At 64.6% G+C, this 20499-nt stretch carries 16 protein-coding genes; 7 read left to right on the forward strand and 9 right to left on the reverse strand.

Features of this window, described 5'->3' with window-relative positions; all coding sequences use genetic code 11:
• Positions 1 to 10 precede the first annotated feature (10 nt).
• Together ACOQFP_RS06840 and glpD are read left to right on the forward strand one after the other, a co-directional pair.
• Entirely contained in the window at positions 11 to 1771 is a 1761-nt protein-coding gene (locus tag ACOQFP_RS06840) for a thiamine pyrophosphate-binding protein (protein WP_206487899.1), read from the forward strand.
• A 50-nt stretch (positions 1772 to 1821) separates the two neighbouring features.
• Positions 1822 to 3504 carry a glycerol-3-phosphate dehydrogenase gene (glpD, locus tag ACOQFP_RS06845; RefSeq protein WP_421583853.1) on the forward strand — a complete coding sequence of 561 codons (1683 nt, stop codon included), beginning with the start codon at positions 1822 to 1824 and terminating at the stop codon, positions 3502 to 3504.
• A 223-nt stretch (positions 3505 to 3727) separates the two neighbouring features.
• Here the strand turns inward: glpD and ACOQFP_RS06850 are convergent, their stop codons facing one another.
• The 3 genes from ACOQFP_RS06850 to ACOQFP_RS06860 all read right to left on the reverse strand — a co-directional run bounded on the left by ACOQFP_RS06850 (position 3728) and on the right by ACOQFP_RS06860 (position 6519).
• Positions 3728 to 4429 (reverse strand): DUF2334 domain-containing protein, encoded by a 702-nt coding sequence (locus ACOQFP_RS06850; protein WP_206492234.1) that lies wholly within the window; start codon positions 4427 to 4429, stop codon positions 3728 to 3730.
• Positions 4430 to 4484: 55 nt separating this feature from the next.
• Positions 4485 to 4994: a glutathione peroxidase gene (locus ACOQFP_RS06855; protein WP_374222415.1), complete on the reverse strand. Its 510-nt coding sequence runs from the start codon at positions 4992 to 4994 to the stop codon at positions 4485 to 4487.
• A gap of 130 nt (positions 4995 to 5124) precedes the next feature.
• Entirely contained in the window at positions 5125 to 6519 is a 1395-nt protein-coding gene (locus ACOQFP_RS06860) for a cation:dicarboxylate symporter family transporter (protein WP_206492232.1), read from the reverse strand.
• A gap of 236 nt (positions 6520 to 6755) precedes the next feature.
• Here ACOQFP_RS06860 and ACOQFP_RS06865 point away from each other — a divergent pair, with 236 nt between their 5' ends.
• On the forward strand, positions 6756 to 8249 hold the full coding sequence (locus ACOQFP_RS06865) for a sensor histidine kinase (protein WP_241257422.1): 1494 nt from the start codon (positions 6756 to 6758) through the stop codon (positions 8247 to 8249).
• Entirely contained in the window at positions 8246 to 8920 is a 675-nt protein-coding gene (locus ACOQFP_RS06870) for a response regulator (protein ID WP_206492230.1), read from the forward strand. The genes ACOQFP_RS06865 and ACOQFP_RS06870 overlap by 4 nt, the downstream gene beginning before the upstream one ends.
• Before the next feature lie 476 nt (positions 8921 to 9396).
• Here ACOQFP_RS06870 and ACOQFP_RS06875 read toward each other — a convergent pair whose 3' ends face one another.
• Together ACOQFP_RS06875 and ACOQFP_RS06880 are read right to left on the reverse strand one after the other, a co-directional pair.
• A complete protein-coding gene (locus ACOQFP_RS06875; protein ID WP_421583854.1) occupies positions 9397 to 11532 on the reverse strand; it encodes a S9 family peptidase in 2136 nt (711 codons plus the stop codon).
• Positions 11529 to 12413: a phosphoribosylaminoimidazolesuccinocarboxamide synthase gene (locus ACOQFP_RS06880; RefSeq protein WP_341243427.1), complete on the reverse strand. Its 885-nt coding sequence runs from the start codon at positions 12411 to 12413 to the stop codon at positions 11529 to 11531. Before ACOQFP_RS06880 ends, ACOQFP_RS06875 begins: the two co-directional genes overlap by 4 nt.
• A 63-nt stretch (positions 12414 to 12476) precedes the next feature.
• Here ACOQFP_RS06880 and ACOQFP_RS06885 point away from each other — a divergent pair, with 63 nt between their 5' ends.
• From ACOQFP_RS06885 to ACOQFP_RS06895, 3 genes are read left to right on the forward strand one after another with little or no spacing between them, the layout of a single operon-like run.
• Positions 12477 to 13880, forward strand: a complete 1404-nt coding sequence (locus ACOQFP_RS06885; protein ID WP_421583855.1) for an MDR family MFS transporter — start codon at positions 12477 to 12479, stop codon at positions 13878 to 13880.
• Positions 13881 to 13914: 34 nt separating this feature from the next.
• Positions 13915 to 15132 carry an MFS transporter gene (locus tag ACOQFP_RS06890; protein ID WP_421583856.1) on the forward strand — a complete coding sequence of 406 codons (1218 nt, stop codon included), beginning with the start codon at positions 13915 to 13917 and terminating at the stop codon, positions 15130 to 15132.
• A 9-nt stretch (positions 15133 to 15141) separates the two neighbouring features.
• Entirely contained in the window at positions 15142 to 15762 is a 621-nt protein-coding gene (locus ACOQFP_RS06895) for a CG0192-related protein (protein ID WP_421583857.1), read from the forward strand.
• Here the strand turns inward: ACOQFP_RS06895 and ACOQFP_RS06900 are convergent.
• The 4 genes from ACOQFP_RS06900 to ACOQFP_RS06915 form a co-directional block, all read right to left on the reverse strand.
• On the reverse strand, positions 15759 to 16814 hold the full coding sequence (locus ACOQFP_RS06900; RefSeq protein WP_421583858.1) for an ABC transporter ATP-binding protein: 1056 nt from the start codon (positions 16812 to 16814) through the stop codon (positions 15759 to 15761). The genes ACOQFP_RS06895 and ACOQFP_RS06900 overlap by 4 nt on opposite strands.
• Positions 16811 to 18391 carry an ABC transporter permease gene (locus tag ACOQFP_RS06905; RefSeq protein WP_421583859.1) on the reverse strand — a complete coding sequence of 527 codons (1581 nt, stop codon included), beginning with the start codon at positions 18389 to 18391 and terminating at the stop codon, positions 16811 to 16813. Before ACOQFP_RS06905 ends, ACOQFP_RS06900 begins: the two co-directional genes overlap by 4 nt.
• Positions 18392 to 18395: 4 nt before the next feature.
• Positions 18396 to 19436: an iron ABC transporter substrate-binding protein gene (locus ACOQFP_RS06910; protein WP_206492224.1), complete on the reverse strand. Its 1041-nt coding sequence runs from the start codon at positions 19434 to 19436 to the stop codon at positions 18396 to 18398.
• Between the two features lie 141 nt (positions 19437 to 19577).
• On the reverse strand, positions 19578 to 20471 hold the full coding sequence (locus ACOQFP_RS06915; protein ID WP_421583860.1) for a siderophore-interacting protein: 894 nt from the start codon (positions 20469 to 20471) through the stop codon (positions 19578 to 19580).
• Between the last annotated feature and the right edge of the window lie 28 nt (positions 20472 to 20499).

Consider the following 20499-nt stretch of genomic DNA (forward strand, 5'->3'; position numbering starts at 1 on the left):
AGCGTGTCTCATGCCACACGGTGGCGATCTCGTCGCAGAAATTCTGCGCAAGCACGGAGTTACCCAGGTCTTCGGTCAGCCCGGCGGGCAAACCGCCGCGTTCTATCAGGGCCTGGCCAATCGCAAGGACATGTCTCATCTGGGTTGCCGGGACGAGCGCTCCGCGGCCTACGCCGCCGACGCCTACGCACGAGTGAGCGGCAAGCCCGGCATAGTCGACGTCACGGTGGGCCCCGGCACGACCAAACTGCCCGATGGCCTCATCGAGAGCATGAACGCCTCTGTTCCCATCGTTGCCGTCGTCGGCGAGCTTCCTCGGTCCTGGGTTCCGCTGCGCGACGGTGGAGTCGGGTCACAGGGTTTCGACCAGATGCCTTTCTTGCAGACGATGACCAAACAGTCCTGGCTCGCACCGGATCTCGAGACCGTCCCCGATCTGATGCGGGCGGCCTTCCGCACCGCCACCACCGGCAAGCCCGGACCGACGGCCGTGGTGATTCCACACGATGTGATCGACGAGGAGTGGGAAGAAACCGATCTCCAGGTAGAGGAGAGATTCAATTCCGCACCCGCGTACCGGAGTCGGCCGTCCGACGACGAACTACGCACGGCCGCAGCCCTGATCGCGAAGGCCGAGCGCCCGTACATCATTGCCGGCGGCGGAGTCCTGGGTTCGCGAGCGACCGCTGAGCTGGCCGAATTCGCCACGCTCGTCGGGGCCGCCGTCGGCACCAGCTTCACCGGCAAGGGCTCGGTCACCGAGACCGAGAGCTACTCGGTGGGCGTGTTGAACCCGCTCGGATCACAGTCCGCGCGGGAGCTCGCAGGCGAGGCCGACCTGATCGTCTGGTTGGGATCGAAGGTGGGACAGAACACTTCGCTCAACTGGGCGCTCCCTCGCCCCGAGCAGATGACCATCCAGGTCGATGTCGACGGCAGCCAGCTCGGTCGAACGTTCGGCCCGTCCGTCGGTCTGCTCGGCGATGTCAAGGCCACCCTGGAGGCACTCATCCCCCTCGTGACGGCCAAGTCGGTTCCGGAGTGGCAGAAGCGAATTGCGGAGTCCAAGGACGCGGCATGGGCATCGACGGAACCACTGAGGCTGAGCGAGGCGAGCCCGGTCATGCCGCCGCGGGCGATGACGGAACTGGCCAAGCATCTGCGTCCGCACGACATCGTCGTCTCCGACGCCAGCTTCAGTGCCGGATGGATATCGAACTACCTGAAGAACCCGGTTCCAGGACGCAACTTCCTGTTCGCACGCGGTCAGGGCGGGCTCGGGTACTCGACTCCGGCATCCATGGGTGCTGCGAAGGCCAGGCCGGAGGCACGCATCGTCACCGTTTCCGGTGACGGTGGATTCAGCTACTCGGTAGGCGAATTGGCCACCCAGGCCGCACACGGGATGAACATCGTGCACGTCGTGCTCAACAACGGAACCTGGGGCTGGCTCCGGATGTGGGAGCACCTGCACTACGAAGGTCTGCGCTATTCGGTGGACCTCGAGAGCGAGAAGGCCAGCACCTCGTATGCCGCAGCCGCAGCGGGGCTGGGTATGCAGGGCATTCTGGTCACCTCCGCCGACGAGCTGGCCAGTGCATTCGACAAAGCCTTCAGCACCGAAGGACCAACGGTGGTCGAGATCAGAATCGATCCCGACGCGACACCGATCGACAGCTACACCCGGCGGTTGGCGTCGGGCAAGTTCTATCCACGTCCCGGAACGGTCTACCAGGCTCGCCCGTGGCAGCAGTCCGCAGGACGAAAGTAACTGCACTCCAACGAGCCTGGTGGCCGAGCGGAACGACGAGAAGGACAGAGATGAGTAACACCACACGACTGGAACTCGACGAGGTGGCCGCGCAGGATTACGACCTCGTGGTGATCGGAGCGGGCATCAACGGGGCGGCGATAGCCCGCGAGGCAGCGCTGCAGGGCACCCGAACTCTCCTGATCGACAAGGGAGACTTCGGCAGTGGGACGTCGAGTTGGTCGAGCAGGCTGATGCACGGCGGACTGCGCTATCTCGAATTCATGGAGTTCGCGCTGGTTCACGAATCACTACGCGACCGCGAGGCACTGTTCGGCATCGCCTCGCATCTGGTCAAACCGTTGCCGTTCGTCGTTCCGCTCTACGGCCACAACCACAAGCCGGGTTGGATGATGCGGGTCGGCATGGCGATGTACGACGCGTTGTCATGGAACAAGTCGGTTCCCCGACATCGCAAACTGAACAAGAAAGCCATGGCCGTCGAGCTCGGCGGTCTGGACACCACATCGCTGGGCGGAGGTCTGCACTACTACGACGGTCAGGTCGAGTTCGCCGAACGGTTGGTGATCGAGAATGTGATCGACGCGGCGCGTCACGGCGCGACCGTGCGCAACCACACCCAGGCAGTTGCGTTGACGACACAGGGATCGACCGTCACCGGCGTCGAGCTGCAGGACGTCCTGACCGGCCGCACGGCCTCGGTCCGGGCCAGGGTGGTCGTCAATGCCGCCGGGCCCTGGGTGGACGAGGTTCTGGTCGGTTCCTCGCCGTCGATGTCGCGATTGATCGGTGGCACCAAGGGAACTCACGCCGTCGTCGGGCCGTTTCCCGGTGCGCCGACGTGTGCGGTGTATTACGAGGCCCGCTCGGACAACCGCGCGGTTCTCGTCATCCCGTGGCGGGGGTACTTCCTCATCGGAACCACCGACGACCGCTTCGAAGGCGACCTCGACACCGTCGCAGCAACACAGGACGAGGTCGATTACATCCTCGCCGAGACCAACGAACTGATCCCCGGTGCCGGACTGACCCGAGAATCGGTGGTGATGACGTACGCGGGTGTGCGGCCTCTTCCGTTCCAGGCGGACGGCGACACTCGAGCCATCTCGCGTAGCCACGACATCGTCGACCACGGCGAGTTGGAGGGTTTGATCTCGGTGGTGGGCGGCAAGCTGACGCCGCATCTGTCACTGGCCGAGGAAACCCTGACGATGGCCTACCGCAAGATGAAACTCGGGAAGCCGACCTACCACGCACGCAACACGCCGCTGCCCGGTGCGGGACCGGATCCTGCTCGCGTACTACGTTCGGCCGCAGCCGATCTGGGCTTGCCCGAATCGCTCGTCGAACGATTGGTGGACGTGTACGGCAGCCGAGTCGACGTTCTGCTCGAGCTCGCTCGCTCGAACCCGGAACTCGCAGAGGTGGTGGGCCGCGGCCGCGGCGCGTTCCTGGCCGCGGAGGTCGTCCTGGCGCTCACGGAGGAGTATGCGGTGACCCTCGGCGATATTCTGCACCGCCGCATGATGCTGGGTATCGAACCCGGCGTGCAGGATGATGTCGCGGAGGCCGTGGGCAGAATTCTCCAGCGCAATGCCGGCTGGTCCAGCGACCGGGTGGCGCGGGATATTCGGGAGAATCAGCAGTACGTCGAGCGGTTGACGTCGTGCACGGGCACACAAGTATCGACTGCCCGTCACAATGAGCCGTCGTACTCGACGACCGGTAGCTGACCGCCGCCCGCGCCCGCCGCCCGCCCCGTTCGCGTCAATGGACCCTTGCATGCGTCTGAACCGTGCAAGGGTTCATTCACGCGGCCACCCCGCCCGCGTGAATGGCACTTTGCATACGTCTGGGCCGTGCAAGGGTCTATTGACGCGGCGGGGGCGGGCGGGCGGGGGTGGGGCGGGTGGGGTGGGTGGGGCGGGCGATTCCGAAGCAGAGCGAAAGAAGGACCTAGGCCACGCGGGACTTCGGGCGCGGAATCCATTCGTAGATTCCGGCCTCGGCTCCGTGGTGCAGGGACAGGTCGATGGCATCGAGGATGGCCTGGCGCGGTCCGGGTCGTCCGAGTTGCTTGGCACTGATGGCGAGGCGCACCACGCCGTCCCGTCGGGCAGTGCGGCCCGCGCCGAGTACCAGTGCCTTGAACCACCAGGGTTCGGCTTTGAATCCTTCGCCGATTCCCCACACTCGGGCGCGGACGACGCCGTCGCGGTCGAGGTCGTGCATAGCGTTCAGTGCGGCGAGCATTCTGAATCCGGCGTCGGGTAGAGCTTCTACTGCTCCGGGTGAGGCGATCCAGCGCGGAGCAGCGAACACTCGGGTGCGTAGGCCGGTCTGTTCCATCACCCGGTCGGCTGCCATCAGGCGCAGTCTGGCTTCGTGACGCGGCAGCGCGGAGAACTCGGAGCGTCGACGCTTCGTCGCGGCCTGGTCGTAGCCGTGCAGCACGATCGCGTCGCCTCCGTCGCGTCGGGCGCGCAACCATTCCTGGGTGGGGGCATCGGCTGCGAGACGGTATTTGTCTTTCAGCCGGGGAGCGACGAGCAATGACAGCGGAACGCCTCGTCCGTCCAGGATTCGCGCGAACTCGGCGGCATGCTCGTAGGTGTCGTTCTTGATTCCGCTCACCGATACGATCAGGCGTCCAGACATGACTCGAGCCTCGCACACCAGCGTGAACGAGGCTCGACGTCGATGCAGACGGAAGCTAAACGGCCATCGTTTCCTTCGGCAGGATCTTGTCGATCGCGTCGAGTATCTCGGGGGCGTCGGGCTCGGTGCGCGGGCGGAATCGGTTGGTGACGACGCCGTCGGGCGAGATCAGGAACTTCTCGAAGTTCCACTGGACGTCTCCGGCTTTGCCTTCGGCGTCCTCGACCTTGGTCAGTTCCGCGTACAGAGGGTGCTGGTTGTCACCGTTGACGTCGACCTTCTCGGTCATCGCGAAGGTGATGCCGTAGGTGGTGGAGCAGAAGGTCTCGATTTCTTCTGCGGTGCCGGGTTCCTGGCCACCGAACTGATTGCAGGGCACTCCGACTACCGACAGGCCACGCGAGGAGTATTCGTTCGCGAGCTTCTCCAGCTTCTCGTACTGCGGAGTCAATCCACACTTCGAGGCCACATTGACCACGAGGACAGCCCTTCCGGCGTACTCGTCGAGCGAGGTGGGTGCACCACCGAGCGTGTTGATGCCGATGTTCTGAACTTCAGTCATCACCCGAACTTACCCGTGGGTCAGCCGCTAAGGGGAACCGACGTACGAAAGCAAGTACGACCCCGCTCCTGGCGAGGTCGTACTTGCATTTTCCGAACCGGGCGACGGGGGTATACGCGGCGCCCGGCAGGCTCTACGCCTTGGCGGCGTGCTTTTCGATGACGACCTGCTTGTCTGCAGGTGCGTCCTCGGGGAGGTGGTCGTCGACCATGGTCTCCTCGTCGAACGGCAGGTGGCCGTCGAGCACTGAGTTGACCCGGTCCCGGTCGATCGTCTTCGTCCAGGTGCCGACCAGCAAGGTGGCCACTGCGTTGCCCGAGAAGTTGGTCAGTGCGCGGGCTTCGGACATGAACCGGTCGATTCCGACGATGAGCTGAACGCCGTCGAGCAATTCGGGACGGTGGCTCTGCAGGCCGCCTGCGAGGGTGGCCAGGCCGGCTCCGGAGACTCCGGCTGCGCCCTTGGAAGCGATGATCATGAACAGCAGCAGCGAGAACTGCTCGGGGATCGACAGCGGCATGTTCATGGCGTCGGCGATGAAGATCGAGGCCATCGTCAGGTAGATCGCGGTGCCGTCGAGGTTGAAGGAGTAACCGGTGGGGACGACGATGCCGACGGTGGTGCGCTCGACGCCGACGTGCTCCATCTTGGCGATCAGACGCGGCAGGGCCGACTCGGACGAGCTGGTGGCGACGATGAGCAGGTATTCCCGGGCCAGGTACTTGACCAGCTTGAAGATCGAGAAGCCGGAGACGAAGCGCAGGATCAGGCCGAGGAAGAAGAAGACGAAGATGAAGCAGGTGATGTAGAACGCCAGCATCAAGGTGCCGAGCTGAATGACCGCGTCGAATCCGGTCTTGCCGACGACACCGGCGATGGCGCCGAATGCACCGATCGGGGCGAGCCACAGGATCATGGTCAGGATGCGGAAGACGAGCTTCTGGATGGACCCGATGCCCTTGAGGATTCCTTCACCGCTCTTGCCCATGGCTTGCAGCGCGAAGCCGACGAGGATGGCCACGAACAGCGTCTGCAGGACGGATCCGGCGGTCAGCGACGACAGCAACGACGTCGGGATGATTCCGGCGATGAAGTCCATGGTGCCGCCGGCCTCGTGCGCGGTGTCAGCCAGCTTCATGCCCGCATCGTTGGGCGAGATGTTGAGGCCGTCACCTGGCTTGATGAGGTTGCCGACGACCATGCCGATGCCCAGAGCGATGGTCGACATACCGAGGAAGTACGCCAGTGCCATTCCGCCGACGCGTCCGACGCTGGCTGCTGCCCGAACCGATCCGATGCCGAGGACGATCGTGCAGAAGATGACCGGGCTGATCATCATCTTGATGAGAGCGACGAACAGTGTGCCGAGGATCGACAGGTCGGAGGCGAAGTCCTTGGCCACCAGTCCGACGATGACGCCGGCTATGACGGCGATGATCACGGCAATGTAGAGCCAGTGAGTCTTGTCGCGCTTCTTCTTGGGCTCCGAGGGCGGATTGTCGAACCGCTCGGCATCGATGGTTGTCATTGGTTTTCCTTCTGGTTTCTCGTGAAGTGCGAGTGAGAACTACGGACTTCGTGACTACTAGGAGGGGAGTGAGGTGGATCACGCCTGCTGAGAGATGATGTTGCTCGACGCCGTGATCGGAGTCACCTATACGTTCATTTCGTTCACATCGAATCTTCTTGCTCGAAAGGAATGCGTTGTCCTCGAAGCGCCCGCTCAGCGTCGCCGGCCAGGTCCTCGTGCTGCAGCTCGTCGTCATGGCGGTCGTCGTGTTCGCCGGCGGCATCCTGACGGTGCTCAACGAACGGGCCAACAGCGATGACGCCACCCGACGCGAGGTCACGGCGATCGCCGTGAGCATCGCCAACGAACCGTCGACGCCTCTTGCGATCGAATCCGACGATCCGACCTCGCGTCTGCAACCCGAAACGGAAAAGATCCGGCAGATCACCGGTGTCGATTTCATCGTCGTCATGGCACCGGATCGCACCCGGTTCACCCACACCACAGTCGCTCTGATCGGTAAACCTTTCAGCGGCAACATCGATCGCGCGTTGCATGGTGAAACGTTCACCGAGACGTACGTGGGCTCTCTCGGACCGTCGATCCGAGCGGTCACTCCGGTGTACAACTCCGCCGGCGACCTGGTCGGTCTCGTTTCGGCGGGCGTCACCAGGGCCAAGATCAGTGACCAGTTCTTCCGGGGGCTCCCGCTCATCATCGGGGTGGTGCTCGCCGCCTTCGCCGTCGCTGCAGCGGGCTCGACGCTGCTCAGCCGCCGACTCCGACGTCAGACGCTGGGAATGGCCCCCGCAGAACTGCGGACGATGTACGAGCATCACGACGCCGTCCTGCATTCGATCGGTGAAGGTCTGCTGGTGTTCGGCCGCGGCGACGAGGCGGAGCTGGTCAACGACGAAGCCCGACGCCTCCTCGACCTACCGGACGGGCCGGTATCGTTCGAGTCGTTGCCGGAGTCGATGCAGCAGATGGACACCGGCATCGTGCGCGGCGAGTTGCATCTGACGAAAGATCGCGTGCTCGTCGTCAACCAGGATCCGGTGATGTGGGAGGGCAAGCGCCTCGGCAACGTTCTGACGATTCGCGATCAGACCGAATTGCGTTCGTTGATGGGCGAATTGGACTCTGTGCGCAGTTTCGCAGAGTCGCTGCGTTCACAGGCCCACGAAGCCGCCAATCGCCTGCACACGGTGATCACGATGGTCGAACTCGGGCGGCCCCAGGAAGCCGTCGAGTTCGCCACGGCCGATCTCGAGCTCTCGCAAACTCTGATCGACCGACTGATGAACGCCGTCGGCGAACCAGCGCTTGCTGCGCTGCTGCTGGGCAAGGTCAGCCAGGCCGCCGAGCAGGGAGTGGAGCTGACCATCACCGACGACACCGCCATGGAACACGAGGGGATCCTGACGGCTCGCGAATTGGTCACGCTGGTAGGCAATCTGATAGACAATGCCATCGATGCCTCGAAAGAATCCGATCAGCCCTGGGTCGAAGTGACCGTCCGTGACGCCGACGGTCACCTCGTCGTCCGCGTGGCAGACAGCGGTCCCGGAATGCCGCCGGAGACCTTGAAAGCCGCTCTGCGGCGAGGCTATTCGACCAAATCCGGCTCGCGCGGACTCGGCCTGGCCCTGGTCGCCCAAGTGATCAATCGCTATCGAGGGACGCTGAGGTCGGAAGTGACGTACGGATCTGTGATCGTTGCCGATATCCCGGGATCGACGTCGTGATCCGGGTACTGATCGTCGACGACGAACCGCTGATCGCCGAGGCCCACACGACCTACGTCGAGCGCACCCCGGGGTTCGAGGTGGCAGGCGTCGCCCACAGCGGCGCAGCTGCGATGCGGTTCGCCAGCACCGAAGCGGTAGATTTGGTGCTCCTCGACATCGGGCTGCCCGATGCCAGCGGCATCGACGTCGCTGCCGCGCTCGGCGGTCTGCGTCCGAGCCCCGACGTCATCGCCATCACTTCCGAACGGGATCTGTCGGTGGTGCGTTCGGCGGTGGCGCACGGCATCGTGCTGTATCTGCTCAAGCCGTTCACATTCGCCGCGTTCCGCGACAAGCTCGAGCGTTATCGCGAATTCCACGCCGCGTTGCCCGCGGGCGAGAATGCGTCGAGTCAACGCGATATCGACCGTGCGATGGCGCATCTGCGTACCGCCGACGAACGCGTCTCGACGCCGAAAGGAATTGCCCCGCAGACCATGGACGGCATCACCGCCTGCGTCAAGGAGGCTGCCGACGGACTCAACGCATCGGAGGCCGCCAGGGTCGTCGGGGTCTCCCGAGTGACGGCCTGGCGCTACCTCGAACGCCTCGCCGACGACGGCCTGGTCACCCGGCACACCGAATACGGCAAAGCCGGGCGACCGCAGGTTCGTTACGTGTGGCGCTGACGCGCCGACGCGCGACCCAGGCATACTAGACTAGACGGGCGAATCCCTACCACGTATGAGTCAACTCCTGGACACGAAATCACTACCTTGTTAACGTAACGGTCGTTAGGTTTTCTACCGTTACACATCACGGAGGTCGTTCAGATGCTCAGTGTCCGAAGGATTACCACAATCGCAGCAACAAGTCTGGCGTGCGGAGCCGCATCGGCCTTGATAAGCACCGCGCCTGCATCGGCAGCCGGTTGGGTCATCGACTACTTCCCGACCAAGCAATCCTGTATCGACGCGGGCACCGCCAGGTACGGGGCACAAACGAATCCGATTATCAGCGGTTGGGGTTGCGGAATAACTCCGTCGCCGAAAGATCCGAACGATGCCTGGCTCCTGTGGTTCGACCCCGGCTTCCAGGACTGACCATAATCAGCGGTGAAACTGTGGCCGGACCATAGGTCCGGCCACAGTTTCACCGAAGGCAGCTACTCCCCGACAACGTGCGCACCGGATTTCTCGACGATCCACGCGTACTCGAAGGCCGCTTCTTTCCACTTCTCGTAGCGACCACTGACTCCTCCGTGTCCAGCGCTCATTTCGGTCTTGAGCAGTAGGTCGGAGTCACCGGTCTTCGTTGCCCGCAGGGCGGCAACCCATTTGGCGGGTTCGACGTAGAGCACGCGGGTGTCGTTGATGGACGTGATCGCCAGGATCGACGGGTAATCCTTGGCCTCGACGTTCTCGTAGGGACTGTACGACTTCATGTACTCGTACACTTCTTTGTCTGCCAACGGGTTTCCCCACTCGTCCCATTCGATGACCGTCAGGGGTAGCGACGGATCCAGGATGGAGGTGAGCGGGTCGACGAACGGAACGTTGGCGAGAATGCCGTTGAACAACTCCGGTGCGAGGTTCGCCACCGCCCCCATCAGCAAACCGCCCGCGCTGCCGCCGTCGGCGACCAGATGCTTCGGCGAGGTGCGTCCGGTGGAGATCAGATGCTGTGCGGCAGCGATGAAGTCGGTGAACGTGTTCTTCTTCTTCAACGTCTTGCCGTTGTCGTACCAGTGCCGACCCATCTCGCCACCACCGCGTACGTGCGCGACGACGAACACGATGCCCCGGTCCAGTAGGGAGAGCCGCGCCACCGAGAACGACGGATCCATCGAGGCCTCGTACGATCCGTAGCCGTAAAGCAGCGTCGGTGCGGGGCCGTCTGGTACGTCCTTGCGCGCGATGACCGACAGTGGGATCTGCGTGCCATCCGGCGCGGTGGCCCATTCGCGGTGCTGCACGTAATCCCCGGCATCGAACTCACCGAGAACCGGCTGCGATTTGCGGAGCAGCAGTTCGCCACTGGCGATATCGAGGTCGTAGACCTGAGCGGGTGTGATGAACGAGGTGTACACCATCCGTAGCAAGGGCTGATCCCACTCGGGGTTCGAGCCGGCTCCGACGGAATAGAGCTCCTCGTCGAACTCGAGCTCACGGCATTCGCCGTACCCCTGGTCGGTCAGCGGCCAGATCGCCATGCGGGTCAACGCTTCTCGCCGGTACGTGAAGATCAGGTGGCCGGCGAAGGCATCGATGTCCTCGACCCGCACGTCCTCGCGATGCGGCACCAGGATGCGCTGATCGAGTGGATCGCTCACCGGAGCGTCGGCCAGAAGGAAGTTCTCTGCCTTCTCCCCCTCGGTGCCCCAGCCGTTCACCGAGCCGTTGTGGGTGATGAGGAAGCGATCCTCACCGGCCACCACCGCATGTTCGATGCTGTATTCGACGCCGTCCGTGCGGGGCAGAACGACGCGGAACTCCCCTTCCGGATCGGAGGATTCCAGGACGAGGCACTCGGAGGTGATCTTGGAGCCGACCCAGATCATCAGGTACTTCTCGCTTCGGGTCGATCCGAAGCCGACCCAGTAACTTTCGTCCGGTTCGTGGAAGACCTTCACGTCCTCGGCCTGCCCGAGCGTGTGTCGCCAGACGGTATCGGGACGCCAGGATTCGTCGACCGTCAGGTAGAAGACGTGCAGGCCGTCGGCGGTCCAGGTGGCTCCCGGTGCGACGTTCTCGATGGTGTCGGCCAGCAATTCGCCGGTGTCGAGGTTCTTGAAGCGCAGTGTGTAGCGCTCGTCGCCCTCGGTATCGGTGGAATAGGCCAGCAACGTGCCGTCGAGGCTGACGGAGAACGCGCCGAGGGAGAAGAAGTCGTGGCCCTGCGCTTCGAGATTTGCGTCGAGCAGGATCTGTTCACCCGGCACGTCGACGTCCGAGGACAATGTGGGCGGCGTCCAGTTCTCGTCGGAGACCACAGGGCACCGGCACTGCAGACCGTAGGACTTTCCCTCGACCGTGCGTGAGTAGTACCACCACTGCCCCATGCGCGTCGGCACGGACAGGTCGGTTTCCTGGGTTCGTGACTTGATCTCGTCGAAGATCGCCCCGCGGAGCGATTCCAGTCCGGCGGTCTGCTGTTCGGTGTATGCGTTCTCGGCCTCGAGGTAGGCGATCACCTCGGGGTCGTCTTTGGCGCGCAACCACTCGTAGTTGTCGATGAACGTGTCGCCGTGGTGAGTGCGCTCGTGCGGCACCTTCTTGGCTACGGGCGGGGTGATCGTCATGGCGTGACCCAATCGTCGAAGTTCAGACCCGAGATGCGCTCGTAGGCCTCGATGTAGCGGCTGCGTGTCGCGGCGACGATCTCGTCGGGCAACGGTGGAGGTGGGGTGTCGGAGCTGCGATCCCAGCCGGATTCGCCGGTCAGCCAGTCGCGGACGAACTGCTTGTCGAAGCTGGGCTGAACGCGTCCTTCCTGATACGTATCGGCAGGCCAGTAGCGCGAGGAATCGGGAGTGAGCACCTCGTCGGCGAGTACGAGGTTGCCATCGGAATCGGTTCCGAACTCGAACTTGGTGTCCGCGAGAATGATTCCGCGTTCCAGAGCGAAGTTGGCCGCGCGGGAGTAGATCTCGATGGTGTCCTCCCGCAACTTGAAGGCGAGATCGGCACCGAGCATCTCGACTACTCGATCGAACGTGATGTTCTCGTCGTGGTCGCCGATGTCGGCCTTGGATGCGGGGGTGAAAATTGCCTCGTCGAGCTTGCTGGATTCGATCAGCCCGGAGGGCAGCGGCACGCCGCACACCTGTCCGGTCGCGTTGTAGTCCGCCAACCCGGAACCGGTGAGATAGCCACGTGCGACGCATTCGACCGGGACCATGTCGAGCTTCTTCACCACCAGTGCGCGGCCGAGCAGTTCGGCTGGAATTCGTTCGTCGCGCGGATCACCGGCCAGATGGTTGACGCCGCCGAGTTCCTCGAAGAAGAACACGCTCATCGCCGTCAGCACGCGCCCTTTGTCCGGGATCGGGGTGTCGAGGATGTGGTCGTATGCCGAGATTCGGTCGCTCGCGACGAGCAGTAGGTGCGCGTCGTCGATAGTGTACAGGTCGCGGACCTTGCCGCCGGCCAGATGCTCGTAGCTACTCAGTGTTGGTCGCACGGTGTTCAACACTATCTGGGCCGGTGCCGCGTCGTCGTGGGGTAGGGATCACAATGAATAGCAATGGCAACGACCGATTCATCCACTGACGTCGGATTCCGCTCCGAGCGGGGACCGATCCTGATCGCGTTGATGCTCAGCTCGGCCCTGGTGGCCCTGGACGCGACGATCATTGCCACCGCCGTGCTCACCATCGTCGGCGATCTCGGTGGATTCGCCCAGTTCCCATGGCTGTTCTCGATCTACCTGCTCGCGCAGGCGGTCTCGGTACCTCTCTACGGCAAACTGGCCGACCTGTTCGGACGCAAGAAGATCATGTTGTTCGGAATCGCGGTGTTCTGCCTCGGTTCCATTCTGTGCGGGCTGGCCTGGAGCATGCCAGCGCTGATCGTCTTCCGCGCAGTGCAGGGGCTCGGTGCCGGCGCTGTGCAGCCGATGGCCATCACGATCGCCGGCGACATCTACACCCTCACCGAACGCGCGAAAGTGCAGGGCTACCTGGCCAGCGTGTGGGCTGTGTCCTCGGTACTCGGGCCCGCGCTCGGCGGTGTGTTCTCGGAGTACCTGTCGTGGCGATGGATCTTCTTCATCAACATTCCGCTGTGCGCACTGGCCGCATTCATGCTGTTGCGCAAGTTCGTCGAGGGCGCTGTCGAACGCTCCGAGTCCAAGATCGACTACCTCGGTGCCGGGCTCCTCACCGTCGGCGCGACGATGGTGTTGCTCGGGTTGCTCGAGGGCGGCCAATCCTGGGCGTGGGGTTCCCCGATCAGCTTCGCCATCTTCGTCGGCGGATTCGTTCTGCTCGGCATCTTCGCGTGGGTGGAGTCCCGCGCCGAGGAACCGATTCTGCCGCTGTGGGTGTTCACCCGCCGCGTTCTCGTCGTCAGCAGTGTCATCTCGATGCTCGTCGGTGCGCTGATTCTCGGCCTGACCTCGTACGTGCCGACGTTCGTACAGGGCGTGTTCGGAACGGGCGCGATCGTCGCCGGCTTCTCGCTGTCCACGCTGACTCTCGGTTGGCCCATCGCCGCCTCCCAGTCCGGGCGGGTGTATCTGCGCTTCGGCTTCCGCAGGACGGCTCTGATCGGCGGTTCGATCGGCGTCGTGGGGACAGCACTGACGACGCTGCTCGACGCCCAATCGCAGATCTGGCACGTAGCGGCGATGTGTTTCGTCATCGGCCTCGGAATGGGGTTGATTGCGAGTCCGACGTTGATCGCCGCCCAGTCGAGTGTCGGGTGGGCCGAGCGCGGCGTCGTCACCTCCACCAACATGTTCGCCCGTTCCCTCGGCAGCGCGGTCGGCGTCGCCGTGTTCGGTGCCATCGTCAACGCCCGCGTCTCCGGCAGTCGCGAACCCGAACAGCTGTCCGACGCCATTCATCTGGTCTTCATCGGCGTCCTGGTTGCTGCCGTGATCATGACCGTGACCGCGCTGCTGATGCCGAAACCGTCGACGCCGTAACGTCGCTGCCGAACTGGTGTCGAGGAGGGTTGCCGTGGCGTCGATCGATTCCGAGGGCTACTCGTCGATACTACGAATACCCTGGGCCCGAACAGTTTTCGCTTCCGCTCTGCTCGGCAGGTTCGCCTTTGCGGTGATTCCACTGTCCGCAGTCTTCGCCTTTCACGAACGAACCGGGTCCTTCGCCACTGCCGGTCTCGCGATCGCCGCATACGGCCTGACCACGTTCACTCTCCCGGCGAAAGCCCGCCTGGTGGACCGCTACGGGCAGTTCCGAGTTCTCCTCCCCCTCGCTGTGATCGCGGCGGTGTGCATCGGCGGCGCGGGCGTCATCGCTGCGTTCAGCACGGTCTCGGCGGCACTGCCTATCGCTCTGTTCGCGGCAGGTGGGGCAGCGGTTCCGCCGTTGGGCCCAGCGATGCGGTCGAACTGGCGGGCGATGACTGCCGACTCCAGTGCGCGCAAGCAGGCGGCGTACGCCCTCGATTCGACATGCGAGGAGGTGCTGTTCCTTGCCGGACCACTGACCGTCGGGCTCATGATCACCGCATTGCCTGCGTGGATCGGCCTGGCCGGGGCGGCGGTGCTCCTGGTCCTGGGCACATCCGCGATGGTCTGCACTCTGCCGATCAGGGAGGGCCGGTGGGCAGTGCGGGACGCGGGTGTCCACGTCCGCCGAAAGCACACCACCTCGGTCGTTCGTATACCGAGACTCTCGGTGGTTCTGATCGCGATGTTCGCACTCGCGGCTGGAGTGAGCATCGTCTACCTCAGCGTGGCCGAACTGGCCACCGCCAGCGGCAACCGCGGAGCGGCGGGATACATCGAGTCCGCGATGGTCGCGGCCAGCGTGGTCGGTGGGCTGATCTGGGGGAAACTGAATCTCGCAGCGATTGCGCGGCCGATACAGCTGGGCGGGCTGCTCGCTCTCCTGGCCGCCGCGATTCTGGCGACCGCAGCACTGGCCGACACGCTCTGGGCCGTCGGAGTGGGTGTGTCCGTTGCCGGTCTCGCGATCGCACCCGCATTCGTCACCGCGTACCTCGCCACCGACGACCTCGCGCCCGACCACCGCGAGGCGGAGGCCAGCAGCTGGGTCAACACTGCCTACAACCTGGGAGCTGCGTCGGGTGCCGCCGTTGCCGGTGTACTCGTGAGTTCGGCGGGTGGCCGGGCGGGCTTGCTCCTCAGCGCTGGAGTCCTGGCTGTCGGCGTCATCGTGACCCTGTCGGGTGCGTATCGGCTTCGGTAGCGTCACTGCATGGCTCTCATTCATCGCGCGACGCTCGTCCCCTCGAAACTGGAGGCGATCGTGGCCTGGATTCCGGCGCAGCCGTGGGCACTCGACATCGACGGCCTCGAGGCAGTCGGTGCCTATCGCTACGACGATCCCGATGGTGAAGTGGGCGTCGAAACCCATCTCCTACGGTCGGCATCGGGCACGGTGTTGCAGGTGCCGCTGACTTACCGCAGCGCGCCACTGGAGGGGGCGGAGTCGTATCTGGTTGCCACGATGGATCATTCGGCGTTGGGCAAGCGCTGGGTCTACGACGGCGTCGACGATCCGGTGTACGTTGCGGTCACTGCAGCCGCGATTTCGAACGGCACCACTCGAGCCGAACTGTATGTCGAGGAACACGATGGAACCAGGTCCACGCGCGAGCAGACGACGTCGGTGTCCGGAACCGGCACCGACTCACTCGTGGAACCGCTCGGCGAGCGGACGGTCGAACAGATCGACACCGCCACCCTCGTCCGCACCGAGCACGCCACCCTGCTCGTCCGCCGCGTCATCGATGCGGCCTCGACCCGGCTGCCGCACCTGCGCGGAACCTGGCCCGGCCAACCCGAGCCTGTTGTGCTGGTGGAACTGCGACTCTAGGTCGACGAGCCCTCGAACCAGTGCACCGGAGACGTCACCGACACATCCACGGCGGTGCCGGGAGCGAAACGGTCCGAGGTCCGGGCGATGGCGCGCAGTTGCAGCCCGGTATCGCTGTGTCGGAGGGTCACCGAGGATTCGGGGCCGGTGAAGTACTCGTGTTCGACGACGAATGCGCCGTCCTCGCGTTCGGAGACCAGCAGCTGCTCCGGCCGGAGCAACGCCTGTCCGTTCCCTGTCGCCCTGGTGGTGGATTCGAGACGACCGAGAACGGTGTCGACGTGGCCGCCGCGGGCTGTCGCGTCGACGAAATAGGCGTCGCCGACGAATCGCGCGACGGCGGGTGTGGCGGGCCGCTCGTACACCTGCCTCGGTGTGTCGATCTGCGCGCAGCGACCTCCCAGCAGCACCGCGACCCGATCGGCAGTTCCGAGCGCCTCGGCCCGGTCGTGGGTGACGAGGATCGACGCAGTCTTGCTCGACTGCAACAACTCTCGTACGTCCTGACGAATCGATGTCCGCAGACCGGCGTCGAGGGCGGCGAACGGCTCGTCCATCAGCACCACCGACGGAGCCGGAGCCAGTGCACGCGCCAACGCGATGCGCTGCTGCTGACCGCCCGAGAGTTCGCTGGGCTTGGCCCCTCCGGCGTCGGGCAGTCCGACGAGCTCGAGCATCTCCTCGACGCGTCGTGTGCGCTCTCCGCGGCCGGACAGGTAGGGCCGCAGAAACCCCGCACGCACACCGAATTCGACGTTTTTTCGCACCGTCAGGTGTGGAAACAATCCACCTTCCTGGGGCATCAGGCCTATCCCTCGCTTCTCCGGAGGAACCTGAATCTGCCCCGCCACCGAGATGTCTCTCCCGTCGCAGGTGATCCGGCCCGCGTCGATGCGATGCAGTCCCGCGACCGATCGCAGCAGAGTCGTCTTTCCGCAGCCGGAGGGGCCGAGCACGGCCAGCATCTCGCCGTCACCGAGATCCAGATCGACCCCGTGCAGCACGGCGGTGCTGCCGTACGAGGCAACGAGACCGGCAATCACCATGCTCATGGCAGGTCTACTCGCTTCCGCGTCGCGCGCCCCAGCGCCCGGGTCAGAACGACCGTCGGGACCACCGAGATCAGGATCAGAGCCAGGGCGTACGGAGCCGCCTCGCCGTATCGAAACGCCTCGGTGGTGGACCACAGCGTGGTCGCGAGCGTGTCGACTCCCCGTGGGCGCAGCATCAACGTCGCCGGTAGCTCCTTGGCGACGGTCAGGAAGACCAGAGCAGCCCCCGCAGCGATGCCCGGTGCGGCGATCGGAATGGTCACCCGAAGGTCGGTGCGCAACCGCCCCGCGCCCAGGGTCCGTGAGACATCTTCGAGGACAACAGGAGTGGCGTCGACGACCGCTCTCGTACTACCGACGGCCAACGGCAGGAACAGCACCACGTACGCCAGTATCAGCAGCACCGCCGTCTGGTAGAACGACGGCAGAAACCTGATTCCGAGGAAGACGGTGGCGAGCCCGACGGTGATACCCGGTAATCCGTGCGCGATGTACGTGGACAACTCGGCACCGCGGGCCGTCCGCGAGGTGGATCGGGCGGCGAACAGTGCGACCGGAAACGCGAGCACGGCCACCACCACGGCGGCGGTCGCGGAGTACTGGACGGTCTTGGCTGTGACGGCCACCACGTCTGCCCAGTCGACGGTGAACCGGAACGATCGACTCAGCCATCGCCCCAAGGCCAGTATCGGTACCGCCACCGACAAGGCCAGTGCGACAGCGACAACGGCGCACGCCGGCGTGCGCCACCGGCCGAGGACGACAGGCTCGGCCTGCCGGTCGGTTCCCGATCCCACTCTCGCAGTGGCACCGCGTCGGGCACGTCGTTCGAGGAGGGTGAGCACCAACGCGCCCACCACGAGCACCAGTCCGAGGACGGCCGCAGCGGTGCGATCGAGTCCCCCGCGGTACGCACTGTAGATGCCGAGCGTGAACGCGTCGTATCGCATCAGAGCCACCGCCCCGAAATCACTGATGGTGTACAGCGCGACCAGCAGCGCCCCCGCCGCAGCAGCCGGAACGACGCGCCGACACTCGACGGTCAGTGCCGTGCGCACCGCGCCCCGACCGAGGGTTCGCGAGACCTCCGCCAACGATGGGTCCGCGGTGGCGAACGCAGCGGACACCGGCAGCATCACCAGCGGGAAGCAGGACAAAGTGAGTACCAACGCTGCACCGGAAAAGCCTGCCAACGAAGGGAACTCGGCGATCCACAGGTACCCGGACACGTAGGACGGGATGGCGAGTGGAGCTGCAAGAGCCATCGCGAACACTCGTCGCCCCGGCAGATCGGTACGGACGGTCAACCACGCCAACAGCGTCCCGACCACGACCGACGCGACGAGCACTGTGAGCGTCAGGGCTGCCGTGCGGATGGCGAGGTCGAGGGTGCGTTGCCGAAGGAGCAGTCCCAGCACCTTCTCGGTTCCGCCGTCGAACGCTCGAACGAACAGGTACACCAAGGGCGTCAGCGTCAGCGCTCCCACGCACACCGCGGCCGTCCCGAGAACGGGACGACCGTCGAAGTGGCGCCGCCGAAGCGGGTGGAGTGCGGAGCCGAGCCCGGAGTCGAGCACCTGCCTAGATGATTCCGACGTCGGTGAGCAGGGTCTGGGTGTCCTGGAGCGACGAGAGCTGGCCCAGATCGAGATCGGTCGAGCCCAGCTCGGACAGCGGCGGCAGGTCGTAGTCGGAGGTGACTCCGTCGATGACGGGGTATTCGGCGGTCTCGTTCGCGAAGTACGTCTGCGATTCGGTCGAGAGCAGCTCGCGCACGAAGTCGAATGCCGCTTCCTGATTGTCCGAGGCAGCGAGCACACCGGCACCGGCGACATTGATCAACGCACCGGGGTCGCCGGGCTCGAAGTAGTGCAGCTCGACCGGGGCGTCGGCACCGTTCTCGTCCTTGAAGGGGTACCAGTAGTAGTGGTTGAGCAGGCCGGTGGCCACCTGTCCGTCGTTGACGGCGGTCAGCAACGGCCCGTTGCCCTCGAAGGCAACCGGCTCGTTGGCGACGAATCCTTCGAGCCAGGTGCGCGCACCGTCCTCGCCGCGCTGCACGCGCAGAGCGGTGACGAAGGCCTGGAACGATGCGTTGGTCGGTGCGTAGCCGATCTGTCCGCGCCAGCGCGGGTCGAGCAGTCCGTCGATACCGGTGGGCAGGTCTGCTGCCTGCACCGAATCGGAGTTGTAGGCCAACACGCGGGCCCGCGCGGAGGTGGCGACCCAGGTGCCGTCGGAACCGCGGTACTGCTCGGGAACGAGCGACAGAATGTCCTCGGGCAGCGGCGCGAGAGCGCCCGCTTCGTCCAGGGCACCGAGTGCGCCTGCGTCCTGGCCGTAGAAGACGTCGGCCGGGGTCGCGTCGCCCTCTTCGAGGATCTTTGCGGCTTGGGCGTTGGTGTTGCCCGAGTAGTCGACCTCGATTCCGCCACCGATTCGCTCGATCAACGGGTCGACGAGCTCTTCACCGCGGCCGGAGTACACCACGAGAGCGGACTCTGCGGTGGCGGACTCGGAGGTGGACGTGCCTTCGTCGGTGGAGCCGGAGCTGCAGGCGACGAGACCGAGGGCGAGAGTTGCGCTGAACGAGACCAGCGCCAGACGGCGAACGGTGAACACGGTTCTCCTGACGAAAACGGGTTATTCGGACAATTCGATGAAAGTACACCACAAAGGTGAGGCTCAGCTACTTTCCGTCCCGGGATCGAACGGCCGGCCCCCGGACAGTCGAGCGCCGGACCACGAGTTCGACAACGCCGACTAGAGCCCCACCCGCTCGAGCAGCGCATCGAACGCCTCACTGGCTTCCTGCTCGGAGCGGCCGGATTCGATGACGCCGTTGTACACCGCAAGCGCCTCTTCCTGATATTGCTTGTATTTCTCCAACCACTTCTCGGAATCCGCGCGCCAGTATCCGATGATGTCGAAGTACGCGATCTCGTAGCCCAATTCCTTGCGGAAGTGCTTACGCACCCGACGTGAGGACGACGCCTCGCCGGCGAACCACACGTACCCCCGCCCCTCGGGTAGTGGGTAGGCCAGCGCTGCGTCATCGAGAACGCTTGCGCTGTCGCCGTTTCCGGATCCGATGCGCCAGTCGAACGTGACGTCGGCCGCGGTCTCGAGGGATTGGATGTCGCCGCGTTCGAGAACCTCGACGATCGCGTGGGCCTTCACCCCGGCGGGCAACTGTTCGACGAGCCTGCCGAGCGCAGGCAACCCGGTTATGTCCGCGACCAGCAACAGCCATTCGACATCGGCCGGCGGTGAGTACCAGGATCGTGGACGAGTGAACAGCAGCGTCTGCCCAGGCGCGGCCTGCTGCGCCCAGGTGGCCGCTACGCCGCCCTCGTGCGCGAAGAAGTCGATGGTCAGCTCACCGCGCTCCGGATCGAGGCGGCGAATGGTGTAGTTACGGCCCTCCGGGGCGTCGTCGATCCCGTGGAACCACCAGACGCCGTCGACCTCGGTCATCGGTGGCGGCGTCGCCTCGCCCGATCGTGGGAAGTAGAGGCCGACACATTCGTCGGGTACACCGAGCGTGCGGTAACCGGCAACATGTTCGCCGCCGAACGTCACCCGCACCATGTGCACCGTGAGCTGTTCCACCGCAACGACATCGGCGTAGTAGTAGCCACGCGGTTGTTCGTTCATCTCGATCCTCGATACATGTCTCGTCGTA

This window comes from Rhodococcus sp. MALMAid1271 (assembly GCF_049195265.1).
Classification (GTDB): Bacteria; Actinomycetota; Actinomycetes; order Mycobacteriales; family Mycobacteriaceae; genus Rhodococcoides.

Excerpts from the sequence above, each read along its gene's own strand:
- ACOQFP_RS06900 (WP_421583858.1), bottom strand. The coding sequence starts at position 16,814 with ATGAGCATGGTGATTGCCGGTCTCGTTGCCTCGTACGGCAGCACCGCC.
- ACOQFP_RS06840 (WP_206487899.1), top strand. The coding sequence starts at position 11 with ATGCCACACGGTGGCGATCTCGTCGCAGAAATTCTGCGCAAGCACGGA.
- ACOQFP_RS06865 (WP_241257422.1), top strand. The coding sequence starts at position 6,756 with ATGGCGGTCGTCGTGTTCGCCGGCGGCATCCTGACGGTGCTCAACGAA.
- ACOQFP_RS06850 (WP_206492234.1), bottom strand. The coding sequence starts at position 4,429 with ATGTCTGGACGCCTGATCGTATCGGTGAGCGGAATCAAGAACGACACC.
- ACOQFP_RS06885 (WP_421583855.1), top strand. The coding sequence starts at position 12,477 with ATGGCAACGACCGATTCATCCACTGACGTCGGATTCCGCTCCGAGCGG.
- glpD (WP_421583853.1), top strand. The coding sequence starts at position 1,822 with ATGAGTAACACCACACGACTGGAACTCGACGAGGTGGCCGCGCAGGAT.
- ACOQFP_RS06895 (WP_421583857.1), top strand. The coding sequence starts at position 15,142 with ATGGCTCTCATTCATCGCGCGACGCTCGTCCCCTCGAAACTGGAGGCG.
- ACOQFP_RS06915 (WP_421583860.1), bottom strand. The coding sequence starts at position 20,471 with ATGAACGAACAACCGCGTGGCTACTACTACGCCGATGTCGTTGCGGTG.
- ACOQFP_RS06860 (WP_206492232.1), bottom strand. The coding sequence starts at position 6,519 with ATGACAACCATCGATGCCGAGCGGTTCGACAATCCGCCCTCGGAGCCC.
- ACOQFP_RS06875 (WP_421583854.1), bottom strand. The coding sequence starts at position 11,532 with ATGACGATCACCCCGCCCGTAGCCAAGAAGGTGCCGCACGAGCGCACT.